The sequence below is a fragment of the Pseudoclavibacter helvolus genome, assembly GCF_049707175.1.
GTDB lineage: Bacteria > Actinomycetota > Actinomycetes > Actinomycetales > Microbacteriaceae > Pseudoclavibacter > Pseudoclavibacter helvolus_A.
Map to the genome: position 1 here is coordinate 99,087 of NZ_JBNAFM010000007.1, position 12,416 is coordinate 111,502.

Sequence of the window (12,416 nt, forward strand, 5' to 3'; positions counted from 1 at the left end):
AAGCCCCGGTCAGCTACTGCTGACCGGGGCTCATTCGTGGATCTGAGGGGACTCGAACCCCTGACCCCCTGCATGCCATGCAGGTGCGCTACCAGCTGCGCCACAGACCCGCACCCGTTTCCGGGAACTCGAAAATAGTAGCTCAGAAGCCGAGGCGCACCAAATCGAGGTCGTCAGCGCGTGTCGTCAGCGCGTGTCGCTAGCGCGCACGCCGACGCGGCCAGGCGTCAACGCCCATGCGCACGGCAATCACGACGAGGAAGGCCGTGAAGAGGATGTTGGCAAGCGCTGGCGAGATCGCCGCGGCGCTCAAGCCGCCGAGGCTCGTCGTCAGACACGCCGCGCCCCCAACGACCAAACCAGCACCCAGGTCGACGTTCCCGCGCCTCAGGTTGCTGATCGTGCCGGCGAGCGCGGTGGGGATCATCATCAGCAGCGAGCTGCCCTTGGCGAGCAGATCGCTCGAGCCGAAGAGCACCACAAGCATCGGGACGACAACCACGCCCCCGCCGATGCCGAGCAGGCCGGAGAGGACGCCGGTGCAGAGCCCGAGGAACACAAGCAGCACTCCCCCGAGCACGTCGATGTGGACTGCGGCATCCCTGGACGGAACCACCAAGAAAAGCGAGACGATGACGACACCGATGAACGCGATGAACGACCACTGCAGGGTCCGCTTGGAGATCTTCTCGAGCAACCAGGAGCCAATCGGCGCTCCGACGATGGCACCGAGTGCCAGCAGAGCAGCGAGGAGCAGATCGACGTTGCCGCCGATGGCATAGGTCACGACCCCGACAATCGCCGACGGCAGGATCGCGAGCAGCGAGGTGCCCGCCGCGAGCCTCGTCTCGAGCCGAACGAGGTACACCAGCGCTGGCACGATGAGGATGCCGCCGCCGACCCCGAACAGCCCGGAGAGGAAGCCCGCCAGCAGGCCGGTGAGGACGAGCCACGCCCATCCCCCGGTCGACCTGCGCGGTGTCACCTCGGTCAGTTCTGTGCTGCCTGATCCGGCGCCGCGGAGTCCGCGTCGCCGTCGCCGAGGTCGAGCTTCACGACCGGCGCATCGTTCCACAGCCGCTCGAGGCCGTAGAACATGCGCTCTTCCTCATGGAAGACGTGCACGACGATGTCGTTGAAGTCGAGGAGGACCCAGCGTCCCTCACGACGACCCTCACGACGAAGCGTGCGCTGTCCGATGTCGCGCATCGCGTCTTCGATCTCGTCGGCGATCGACAGCACCATGCGCTCGTTGCGACCGGAGACGAGCAGGAAGATGTCCGTGAGCGGCATGTTGTTCGAGACGTCGAGAGCGACGATGTCGAAGCCGAGTCTCTTGTCGGCGGCCTGTGCCGCCACGTTGGCCAGTTCGATTGCTCGCGTGCTCGCGGTCATTCGGTCCCTTTCGTTGCGGGCCCGGAGGAGCCCATCGTGGTGTCCGAGAGGCGATGCGCTCGCCAGCTGATCAGAACCAACCCTGAACAATACCCAGGATCACTGCGACCACGCCAGCCACAGCGACGGCGATCCCGCCAACCACAGCCCAGATCGACAACCTGACCCCGTGCCCGCGACGCGGAGCGAGCGGCATCCCTGGCTCCCGCACCGCCCGACTCGCGGCGACCGGGCTGTGCTCCTCGACGATCCTCACGCGTTGCTCCTCGATGTCGTCGTCGACATCGATCTCCGGCGAGTCGAGGCCACCGGTGAGCGTGCCGAAGTTCGAGAGCTCGCGCGACACCTGCATCTTGCCGGTGATCATGAGGTCGCCGGCTTCGCTGAGCGCGCCCGTGATGTCTGGCGAGCTCATCTCGGGCATCACGATCATGCCGGTCGGCGTCTCGTCGGTCGAGTGGCTCGCCATCACGAGACGGCGGAAGTAGTCGCCGCTCGTGCCGTCCTCCTGCGCTTCCTGCTCTACGGCAGCCGGGCTCCGGTTGAACGAATCCCCTGGCAGTTCTGGCGCGTCTCCCGGAGCACGCTCCGGCACGGGGACGGTCTCGGGCGAGAGACCATCGATCTGGAGCGGTGCCTCCAGGGCGACGCCGGAGGCAGGGGGCGCGGCAACGGATGCGCGTGTCGGCTCGTCCACGTCGGCTTCCGCCGCCGCTTCGGACGCAGGGGCCTCGTCGTTCACGGAAACCGTCGGCGTGCGCGTCGGCAGCGGCGTCTCCTCGCCCTGCTCGCGGCGCCGTTCGAGTTCGCGCAGCTCGCGGCGAGTCAGTGGGGCGTCACTCATATCGCATCAATCTCTTCGGCGGTGTAGAGCCGGTGCTTCGCCATGTACTGGACAACGCCGTCAGGGACCAGGTACCAGACCGGCTTCTCCTCGTAGGCCCGCGCTCGAATGTCGGTGGACGAGATCGCCAGCGCGGGGATCTGTAGCACGGCAACCTTGTCGGCGGGGATGCCCTCGAGGCGCATCTCGTGCCCAGGGCGCGAAACAGCGACGAACCTTGCGAGTTCGAACAGCTCCAGCGAGTTCTTCCAGCCCAGGATCTGAGCGATGGCGTCGGCACCCGTGATGAAGTACAGGTCGGCATCTGGTCGCAGCCGCTGCACGTCACGAAGCGTGTCGATCGTGTAGGTCGGACCGTCGCGGTCCACGTCGACCCGGCTGACCTTGAACCTCGGATTGGACGCCGTCGCGATCACCGTCATGAGATACCGGTGCTCGACCGGCGTGACGTGCGACTTATGCGACGGCTTGCCCGTCGGCACGAAGAGCACCTCATCGAGCTCGAAGTGCGCCGCTGCCTCGCTCGCAGCCACGAGGTGCCCATGGTGGATGGGATCGAACGTGCCACCCATGACGCCGACACGGCGGCGCGCGGCAACGGGAGAACTGTCGAGGGTGTGAGGCATAGAGGTGCGCGGCGCTTCGCGCTAGTGCTTCGAGTGCTCCGAGCCGGCCTCGATGACGCCTGCGTGGTGGAAGGGCTCGTAAGGAACGACCTTCGAGTCGACGGGGTTGCTGTGCCACGTGTTGCGGAACGCGTACGTGACGATGATGAGCGCCACGAAGGCGACGAGCGTCACGACCCCGAACATGAACGGAGGCATCACGAGTTCGTTGACGACGTGGTGGCCTGACTCTTCAAGCACGGCGGGTATCAGCTCGATCATGCCGTCCATCCTACCCATGTTCGAGCGCTCACTCGTCGACCTTCCAGACCCCGCCCTCGCGCTCGCGCTCGAGCTCGGCACGCGCGGCGGCTTTCCCGTCCATGCGCTCGTAGTAGCCCTCGCGCCGCTCGCGAGTCGTCGTGCGACTGTTCTCCTCGAGTCGGCTGTCGGTGCCTCGCGGAGAGACGGTCAACTCGGCCGCGCTCGTGAGCGTCGGCTCCCAGTCGAAGACGATGCCCTGCGACCCCGGACCGATGATGACGGTGGATCCAGCGACGGCACCGGCCTTGAACAGCGCATCCTCGACCCCGATCTTGTTGAGACGGTCGGCGAGGTAGCCAATCGCTTCGTCGTTGGAGAAGTCGGTTTGGGCCACCCAGCGCTGCGGCTTCTCGCCGAGGATCCGATACGTGTTGCCGTGCGTTCCGCCCTCGACACGGATCTCGAACGCCTTCTCGTCGACGGGGCGCGGGCGCAGCACGATGCGCGGCTTGATGGCGAGCTCGGCGAGCTTCGCCTCGCGGTCGCGGTCGATGAGCTCACCCAGCGCGAACGACAGCTCCTTGAGCCCTTCGTGACTCACGGTCGAGATCTCGAACACGCGGTAGCCGCGTTCCTCGAGCTCGGGCCGAACGAAGTCAGCGAGCTCGCGCCCGTCGGGCAGATCGATCTTGTTGAGCGCGATGAGCTGCGGACGCTCGAGCAGCGGTGTCTGCCCCTCCGGCACGGGGTAGTTGCGCAGCTCCTCGAGGATGACGTCGAGGTCGCTGATCGGGTCCCTGCCCGGATCGAGGGTGCCGCAGTCGAGCACGTGCAGCAGCGCCGAGCAGCGTTCGACGTGCCTGAGGAAGTCGAGCCCGAGCCCCTTGCCCTCGCTCGCCCCCTCGATGAGGCCGGGCACGTCCGCGACGGTGTAGCGGTATTGCGCGGCCTGGACGACTCCGAGGTTGGGGTGCAGGGTCGTGAACGGGTAGTCGGCGATCTTCGGCTTCGCTGCCGACATCGCCGCAATCAAGCTCGACTTGCCAGCCGAGGGGTAGCCGACGAACGCGACGTCGGCGACGATCTTGAGTTCGAGCTGCACCTGCAGCTCTTCGCCGGGCGTGCCCAGCAGCGCGAAACCTGGGGCCTTGCGCTTCGTGTTCGCCAGCGAGGCGTTGCCGAGGCCGCCCTGGCCACCTTCTGCCGCGACGTAGCGCATGCCAGGCTCAGAGAGGTCGGCGAGCTCGACACCGTTCGTGTCACGGACGACGGTACCGACGGGAACCGGCAGATCCAGCGGCTGGCCGGTGTACCCGTTCCGCCAGTCGCCCATGCCGAAGCCGCCCTTGTCGCTCGAGCGGTGGGGCTTGTGGTGGTACGACAGCAGCGTCGTCTCCTGCGGGTCGGCGACAAACGTGATGTTGCCACCGTTGCCGCCGTCACCCCCGTCGGGGCCAGCGAGCGGCTTGAACTTCTCGCGCTTGACGGAGACACAGCCGTTGCCGCCCTCTCCCGCGCGCAGATACAGCGTCACCTGGTCGACGAAGGTGGCCATGAAGAGCTCCTGTAGAACGTTGAGTCGTGAAGATACGAATGAGGGGCGGACCGTGGCCCGCCCCTCATCCTCACACCGCCCCGAGATCAGGGCCTGTGCATGCTGTTACTCGCCAGCGACGATGTTGACCACCTTGCGGCGGCCCTTCGCACCGAACTCGACGACGCCCGCCGAGAGGGCGAAGAGCGTGTCGTCGCCACCGCGGCCCACGAGGGCGCCGGGGTGGAAGTGCGTGCCGCGCTGGCGGACGAGGATCTCGCCTGCGCTGACGGTCTGGCCAGCGAAGCGCTTCACGCCGAGGCGCTGAGCGTTCGAGTCACGGCCGTTGCGAGTCGAGCTCGCTCCCTTTTTGTGTGCCATTGAAGTCTGCTCCTCGACTTACTTGATGTCGGTGATCTTGAGGCGCGTGAGCTCCTGACGGTGGCCCTGGCGCTTCTTGTAACCGGTCTTGTTCTTGTACTTCTGGATGACGATCTTCGGGCCACGGAGGTCGTTCAGGACCTCTGCGGTCACCGTGACCTTAGCGAGCTTCTCTGCGTCACTCGTGATGGTCTCACCGTCGACGAGCAGCACAGCTGGAAGCGTGACGTTGCCCTTCTTGTCGGCAACAACACGGTTCGTGGTGAGCACAGTGCCCACCTCTACCTTCTCCTGCCGTCCACCGGCGCGCACAACTGCGAATACCACTTCAGTACCTTTTCTCCGAGCCCGACAAGGTCGGACGCTGTGTCTTCAAACTCTGGAAGCCCTGCTCGCTGCGGCGAGCTGACTCTGCCCTGCAACCGGGCGAGGGAATGCCAGCACGAATGCAAACGTGCAACAGCGAACCACTTTACCCGGCAGGGTCGGTGCGCGCAAGCGCACCCACCCCGGTCGACGCTTTCGCGTCGCCCGTCCTACGTTGCCACGCTACTCGGCCGAGAGCGGAGGCGTCGTGATGCGACGGCGACGCGGACGTCCCGATGCACCCTTGGGCGGCTCAGCCGGGTCCGGCTGGGCCACCTCGGGTGTAGCCGCCGCTGGCGCATTCTGAGTTGCCTCGGAGGCGTCTGCGGTCTTCTGCACCCTGACCTTGGCTGGTGCCTCGGTCGTTTCGCCCGCCACAGACTGCTGTTCGCCCTCAGGGGCGACCAGCGCGTCGAGCAGCGAGTCGAGCTCACGGAGCGCTGCCGGGTCGGCCTCGCGCTGAGTCTCTGCCGGTTCGGCGCTCTTGGCCGAGTCGAAATCGAACAGGTTCTCGCTCGCGCGTGCCTTGCGATCGTTGCTGTCCGCCTGCTGGACCTCGTTGCGATCAGCAGGGGCTGCATCCGCCTGCGGCACCTCGAGAGCCTGCGACTGGGCCGGGGCCTGCGCATCCGTCTTGGCACGCCGGCGACCACGTCGCGACCGCCGCGACTCGCCCTGCTGGCCCGGCTGCTCGCCGCCGCGCTCGTCGCTTGTCGACGGCTGCGACTCGGCCTGCGGCTGCGGGACCTGCGGCTGCTCGTCGACGTGCTCGCCCGACTTCTGGCCGTTGAGCGTGGAGGCGGCGATCTTCGACAGGGCGCCGCGCGCCTCGTCGGTGATGCCGTGGGTGGATGCGGCAGCCGGGGAGGCAACAGCTCGCGGGGCCTGCTGCTCGCGCTGCTGACCGCCGCGGCCCTTGCGGCCGCTCTTCCCATTGCCGTTACTGTCTGGGGCTCCCCCGCGGTGCTTGAGCACCGGGTCGTGGAAGACGATGACGCCTCGGCCGGCACAGGACTCACACGGCTCGCTGAACGTCTCGAGCAGACCGAGCCCGAGCTTCTTGCGAGTCATCTGCACGAGGCCGAGGCTCGTGACCTCGGCGACCTGGTGCTTCGTGCGGTCGCGGCTGAGGCATTCGATGAGGCGCCGCATGACGAGGTCGCGGTTCGACTCGAGCACCATGTCGATGAAGTCGACGACGATGATGCCGCCGATATCGCGGAGGCGAAGCTGGCGCACGACCTCTTCGGCGGCCTCGAGGTTGTTCTTAGTGACCGTCTCTTCGAGGTTGCCGCCGGAACCGACGAACTTCCCCGTGTTGACGTCGACGACCGTCATGGCTTCGGTGCGGTCGATGACGAGCGAGCCACCCGACGGCAGCCAGACCTTGCGGTCGAGCGCCTTCTCGATGTGCTCGGTCGCCCGATACTCGGCAAACACGTCCGCGCCCTGGAACGCCTCGACCCGGTCGACCAGGTCGGGGGCGACCTGCCGCAGGTAGTTCGTGATCGTCTCGAGCTCTTCGCTGCCCTGGATCACGATCTTGTGGAAGTCCTCGTTGAAGACGTCGCGGATGATCTTGATGAGGAGGTCGGGCTCGGAGTGCAAGAGCGCAGGCGCGGGTCCCGCTTCGATGCGCGAGGAGATGTCGGCCCACTGCGCGGTGAGTCGGTTGACGTCCCGCTCCAGCTGATCCTGCGTCGCCCCCTCCGCGGCCGTGCGCACGATGACGCCGACGCCTGCGGGCAGGGTCTCCTTGAGGATCTTCTTCAGACGCGCGCGCTCCGTGTCAGGCAGCTTGCGGGAGATGCCGTTCATCGAGTTGCCCGGCACATAGACCAGGTAGCGCCCTGGGAGCGAGACCTGACTCGTGAGACGCGCACCCTTGTGCCCGATCGGGTCCTTCGTGACCTGGACGAGCACACGATCACCCGGCTTCAGCGCGTTCTCGATCCGGCGCGACTTGCCGCCAACCTCCGCGGCGGCCCAGTCGACCTCGCCCGAGTACAACACTGCGTTGCGCCCACGGCCGATGTCGATGAAGGCGGCCTCCATGCTCGGAAGCACGTTCTGCACGCGGCCGAAGTAGACGTTGCCGATCAGCGACGACTCCTGCGAGCGAGCCACGTAGTGCTCGACAAGCACCTTGTCCTCGAGCACGCCGATCTGCACGCGGTCGTCCTTGGCGCGCACGAGCATCACGCGATCGACCGCCTCGCGGCGGGCGAGGAACTCTGACTCGGTGATGACCTGGCGACGACGGCCGCTCTCGCGACCCTCGCGACGACGCTGGCGCTTGGCCTCGAGTCGTGTGGAGCCCTTGATCTTCTGCGGTTCGGTGATGAGCACCGGCTCTTCGGCCGGCTGCTCCTCGCGCGGCTGGCGGCGACGGGAGGCCGGCTGCTCGCGCTCGGCGGGGGCCTGGCGGCGCTCGTCGCGCGACGACTCCCGCGAACGGTCTCCCCGGTCGGAGCGGTCGTTCCGGCCCTGGCGGTCGTAGCGGTCCGCTCGTTCGCCGCGCTCCTGGCGCTCGTAGGGCTCGTCGTCCTGACGGCGCGAACGGCCACGGTCGTCGCGCGGCGCGCGCTCCACCACGGGGGGAAGATCAGGCTGCAGGAAGAACAGGGTCGTCGACGAGATGACTGCGGGAATCGGGGAAACGGGCTCGTCAGCGGGGGCCGCCTCCGGCTGCTCCTGCTCCTCGGTCTTCGCCTCGGTTTCGGCGCTCACTTCGGCCGCCCCAGCGGACTCCTGGCTCTGATCTGCGTCGGGCTGCACCTGGTCATTGACGCTCTGGTCATTGAGGCTCTGGTCATAGCTGCTCTGGCCGGTGACGCTCTCGTCGTTGCTGTTCTCGTTGTGCGTGTTCTGGTCTGATTCGTTTGTGGTCACCATTTCTGGTGTGCTCCTACTCCGGCGTGGCGCAAAGCGTGCGCCCACCCCTCCGGGCGGTGAAGATGACGAGCATCCCCACCGAAAATGGTCTCCGCCCGTCCGGCGGAAAGGTTGTACGTGGTGTGCCGCGGTTGCGGCGATCTTGCCTGCGGCGCGGGCGATGGAGCGTTGCTCTGCTCGTGGCTCGCGCCTGAAAAACTTCGGGTGCCGTGGGACTCTGCCCGGTCGACCTTCCCAGTATCGCACGGCGGACGCATCCGGACCCTGATTCGACGCTGGGGCGAGCGTCAGGTGAGCGTCAGGCGAGGGCTCGGCGGTGGTGCGCGATGCCCAGGATGCGCTCGGCCGCAGCGCAGTATCCGGCGAGGAACGCGTTGGCGACGAGACCCACGGCGTCCTCCGTCGGGAGGAAGCGCGGATGGTGCAGCGTCGGCGCGTACGCTCCCTCGGGGCCAGGGAGTCCCGCCGTCTCGACCCCGGCGAAGCACATGATCGACGGCACTTCGTCGCAGTAGTAGGAGAAGTCGTCGCCGCCAAGCGAGCGCATCGGCTCCGCGCCGTCCACGCCGAGCCGGGCGAGCCAGTCGTCCGCGTCGGCTGCGAGGTGTGCGTCGTTGATGAGCACCGGCATGTTCTGGTGCATGTGGACCACGGCCTCGGTGTTGTACGCCTCCGCCGTGCGCACTGCCAGATGCTGGACCGCCGCGAACAGCAGCTCGCGGTCCTTCGGCGCCGTTGTGCGCATCGAGGCCAGGAGCCGCGCGCTTGACGGGAGCACGTTCGCGGCCCCCTCCCCCGCGCTCAGCGTGCCGACGCTGATCACTGCGGGGTTCATGGGCGAGATCGTGCGCCGCACCACCTCCGGGAGCCCGAGCGCGATGTGCGCGATCGCCGCCACCGGGTCAGCTGCCTGATGCGGGTACGCACCGTGACCGCCGCGCCCCTGCAGCGAGATCTCGATCTCGTCGGCTGCCGCGTTGATGTAGCCGCCGCCGATTGCGATGGCCCCGCGCGGAACACCCGGGTGCACGTGGGCCCCGATGACATGCTCGACCTGGAACCGCTCGAGGCCGCCCTCCTGGACGATCTGGTGTGCCCCGGACGGGTAGGTCTCCTCCCGCGGCTGGAGGATCGGCACCAGGCCGACAGGGAGATCAAGGTGGTCGGCAGCGCGGATGAATGCGACCAGAGCCGCCTGGTGCACGTCGTGTCCGCAGGCGTGCATAGCGCCGTTCGACGAGGCGAACGGCACGCCGGTGAGCTCGGTCAGGGGCAGCGCGTCGAGCTCCGCGCGGACTCCGACGGCGCCGCCGCCGCTCGGACCCAGACGCCCGATGCGACCGGAGTCGGCGATGCGGTGCATCGCCACCCGATCGCCGAGCTCGGCCTCGAGGCGCGCGGCGGTGTCGTTCTCGTCACCGGAGAGCCGGGGATCGGCGTGCAGCTGCTGGCGGAGCCGAATCGCGGACGGCAGCTCTGCCCGCAGCGCGACGCGCCATGCCGTCGCCAGCTCGTCGAGCCGCTCACCGTGCGACGTCGCCGCCGACGCCCTCCCAGCCTTCATCCCGTGCCTCGCCCCCGAACTCACTCGTCTATGACCAATTGCTCCGCTACTGCGAAGCCTACGGCTCCGCGCTTCCCCTCCTGTTCGCGAGGGTCAGGCGAACCAGATGCCCAGCTCGCGCTGCGCAGACTCGACGGAGTCGGAGCCGTGCACGATGTTCAGGAGCACGCCCGCGTCCCAGTCGCGCCCGAGGTCGCCGCGGATTGTGCCAGGGGCTGCCGTGGTCGGGTCGGTCGTGCCGGCGAGGGAGCGGAAGCCCTCGATGACCCGGTGGCCAGCGACGCGGATCGCGACGGTCGGCCCCGACTGCATGAACTCGAGCAGGCCCTCGTAGAACGGCTTGCCTTCGTGCTCGGCGTAGTGCGCGGACAGAATCGCGCGGTCGGCGTGCACGAGCCGGATGTCGACGAGCGAGTAGCCCTTCGTCTCGATGCGGCGCAGCACCTCGCCGGTGAGTCCGCGCTGGACGCCGTCCGGCTTGACGAGTACCAGTGTCTCTTCGATCGTTGCCATGATTCCTCCGTTGGTCGTGGTGTTCGGCCCGTGAGGGCCCGGTCGGTTGGTGTGTCGCGGCTCGCTGCTCAGCTGCTCGGCGAGTCGGTCTGGTCGATGGGCTGCCCGTCGATGCCGATCTCACCCGCCGCGAGGCGGCGGTTGTACTCGGCGATGATGGGGGCGCGCTGCCGGTCGATCTGGCCGCCCTTCCACATGAAGTACGTCCAGGATGCGAGGAACAGCGCCCCGACGATGAACATACCCGGATGGAGGAAACCGGCGGCCACGAGCAGTACCTGCACCGCCCAGCCGAGCCAGATGCCCCACTCGTAGCGCAGGAGCCGGATGGTGACGACGATCAGGACCGCGAACGACGCGCCAAGGGCGAACGCGGGGACCGGCTCGAGCACGCGCATCCCGAACACGAGCAGCGTGCCGAGGAAGACGACGAACAGCTCGAAGCCGAGGAAGATGGAGCCGATCACCTCGCGGATGCTGCGCTGGCGAGGAAGCCGGGTGCGGTTTCGCGGCGTCACGACTCCTGCGCCCAGCCCTCATCGCGGGACAGCGTGAGCGCGGTGCCGATGAGCGTGACGGAGCCAGTGATGAGCACCGCAGCGTTCTTGCCCTCATCTGCACCCTCGGCCAGCAGGTCGAGCGCGATCTCCCTGGCTCGCTCAATGGCGTCTTCAGCCCGCTCGAGCACCTCGGGCTCGCCGCCCGTCACCTCGCGGACGATGTCGCCGAGCTCTTCGGCGTCGATGGCGCGCACCGAGTCGGACTGCGTGACGACAAAGCGCTCGGCGATGGGCTGCAGGGCGCGGACGATGCCCGCCGCATCCTTGTCGGCCAGCACGCCGAGGACAACGACGACGCGGGAGAAGTCGAACGACTCCGTCACGGCGCGAGCGAGCGCCTCGGCACCGTGTGGATTGTGGGCCGCGTCGATGAGCATGGGTGGCGTCACGCCGATGCGCTCCAGGCGACCAGGCGACTTCACCTCGCCGAACGCGGCCTCGACGAGCTCGTCATTCAGGCTGCGGTTCGCGCCGAAGAACGCCTCGACGGCCGCGAGCGCGACCGCGGCGTTGTGCGCCTGGTACTCGCCGTCCAGCGGCAGCAGGAGGTCTTCGTACTTGCCCGCGATGCCGCGCACGGTCACGAGTCGCCCGCCGACCGCGAGCTGGTTGCCGACGACCGCAAAGTCCTTGGGCTCGGCATACACCTGGGCCTCGGAGATCTCGGCCGCCCGCGTGATCTCGGCCAGCGCGTCGGGATGCTGCTCCGCAGTGACCACGCGCGCCGCGGGCTTGATGATGCCGGCCTTCGTGCGCGCGATCTCCGGAAGCGTCCTGCCGAGCCGCTGCGTGTGGTCGAGGGCGATCGGCGTGAAGACCGCGACCTCGCCGTCGGCGACGTTCGTGGAGTCCCACTCGCCGCCCATGCCGACCTCGACAACGGCGACATCGACGGGCGCATCCGCGAAGCAGGCGTAGGCCAGCACGGTGAGCGCCTCGAAGAACGTCAGGCGCGGCTCCCCTGCAGCCTCGAGCTCCGCATCCACGATCGAGAGGAACGGCGTGATGTCCTCCCAGTTCGCGACGAGTCGCTCATCGCTGATGGGGCTGCCGTCGACCGCGATGCGCTCGTTGATGCGCTCGAGGTGCGGGCTCGTGAGGAGCCCGGTGCGCAGCCCGTGGGCGCGCAGCACGGTCTCGATGATGCGGGCCGTCGAGCTTTTCCCGTTGGTACCCGTGAGATGGATGACCGGGTAGGCGGTGTGCACGTCGCCCAGGAGCTCGACCGCGCGACGCGTGGCGTGCAGGCGCGGCTCCGGGGCCGCCTCTCCCACGCGCTCCATGAGCTCGTCGAAAACGCGCTCGCCCTCGCTCGCCCAGTCGGTTCCCTCGAGGAGCAGGCGCTCGTCTTCCTCGCGCTCCGTCAGCACCTCGTCCTCGTCGTCGGAGACCGACGGCATGAACGTCTCGGCGATGTCCTTCGGCTCGAGCTCGAAGTCGCTTGACTCGCCCTCAGCTGCTCCCGCACCTTCGACCGGGTCGTTCCAGTCGTCGG

The 12,416-nt window shown here is 67.9% G+C and carries 13 protein-coding genes and 1 tRNA gene; all 14 read right to left on the reverse strand.

Annotation, left to right across the window (positions count from 1 at the left end; translation table 11 throughout):
* Positions 1-37: 37 nt before the first annotated feature.
* Positions 38-110, reverse strand: a tRNA-Ala gene (locus ACPYN9_RS07565).
* Between the two features lie 89 nt (positions 111-199).
* Positions 200-985: a sulfite exporter TauE/SafE family protein gene (locus tag ACPYN9_RS07570; RefSeq protein ID WP_424465344.1), complete on the reverse strand. Its 786-nt coding sequence runs from the start codon at positions 983-985 to the stop codon at positions 200-202.
* A gap of 5 nt (positions 986-990) precedes the next feature.
* Complete coding sequence (gene rsfS, locus ACPYN9_RS07575; RefSeq protein ID WP_424465346.1) at positions 991-1,395, reverse strand: ribosome silencing factor; 405 nt, start codon at positions 1,393-1,395, stop codon at positions 991-993.
* 70 nt (positions 1,396-1,465) lie between these two features.
* Entirely contained in the window at positions 1,466-2,239 is a 774-nt protein-coding gene (locus tag ACPYN9_RS07580; protein WP_424465348.1) for a hypothetical protein, read from the reverse strand.
* Entirely contained in the window at positions 2,236-2,865 is a 630-nt protein-coding gene (nadD, locus tag ACPYN9_RS07585; RefSeq protein WP_424465350.1) for a nicotinate-nucleotide adenylyltransferase, read from the reverse strand. Before nadD ends, ACPYN9_RS07580 begins: the two co-directional genes overlap by 4 nt.
* Before the next feature lie 21 nt (positions 2,866-2,886).
* Entirely contained in the window at positions 2,887-3,126 is a 240-nt protein-coding gene (locus ACPYN9_RS07590; RefSeq protein ID WP_424465352.1) for a hypothetical protein, read from the reverse strand.
* Positions 3,127-3,154: 28 nt separating this feature from the next.
* On the reverse strand, positions 3,155-4,663 hold the full coding sequence (gene obgE, locus ACPYN9_RS07595) for a GTPase ObgE (protein WP_424465354.1): 1,509 nt from the start codon (positions 4,661-4,663) through the stop codon (positions 3,155-3,157).
* 105 nt (positions 4,664-4,768) lie between these two features.
* Positions 4,769-5,023 carry a 50S ribosomal protein L27 gene (gene rpmA / locus ACPYN9_RS07600; protein ID WP_424465355.1) on the reverse strand — a complete coding sequence of 85 codons (255 nt, stop codon included), beginning with the start codon at positions 5,021-5,023 and terminating at the stop codon, positions 4,769-4,771.
* A gap of 18 nt (positions 5,024-5,041) precedes the next feature.
* On the reverse strand, positions 5,042-5,350 hold the full coding sequence (rplU, locus tag ACPYN9_RS07605) for a 50S ribosomal protein L21 (RefSeq protein WP_424465356.1): 309 nt from the start codon (positions 5,348-5,350) through the stop codon (positions 5,042-5,044).
* A gap of 222 nt (positions 5,351-5,572) precedes the next feature.
* Positions 5,573-8,284, reverse strand: a complete 2,712-nt coding sequence (locus tag ACPYN9_RS07610) for an Rne/Rng family ribonuclease (RefSeq protein WP_424465357.1) — start codon at positions 8,282-8,284, stop codon at positions 5,573-5,575.
* 298 nt (positions 8,285-8,582) lie between these two features.
* A complete protein-coding gene (locus ACPYN9_RS07615; protein WP_424465359.1) occupies positions 8,583-9,848 on the reverse strand; it encodes a M20 metallopeptidase family protein in 1,266 nt (421 codons plus the stop codon).
* 93 nt (positions 9,849-9,941) lie between these two features.
* Positions 9,942-10,361: a nucleoside-diphosphate kinase gene (ndk, locus tag ACPYN9_RS07620; protein ID WP_424465361.1), complete on the reverse strand. Its 420-nt coding sequence runs from the start codon at positions 10,359-10,361 to the stop codon at positions 9,942-9,944.
* Between the two features lie 68 nt (positions 10,362-10,429).
* Complete coding sequence (locus ACPYN9_RS07625) at positions 10,430-10,879, reverse strand: DUF4233 domain-containing protein (RefSeq protein ID WP_424465363.1); 450 nt, start codon at positions 10,877-10,879, stop codon at positions 10,430-10,432.
* The gene (locus ACPYN9_RS07630; protein WP_424465483.1) at positions 10,876-12,204 is read right to left on the reverse strand and encodes a bifunctional folylpolyglutamate synthase/dihydrofolate synthase; all 1,329 of its coding nucleotides are present in this window, start codon (positions 12,202-12,204) and stop codon (positions 10,876-10,878) included. The genes ACPYN9_RS07625 and ACPYN9_RS07630 overlap by 4 nt, the downstream gene beginning before the upstream one ends.
* Positions 12,205-12,416 lie beyond the last annotated feature (212 nt).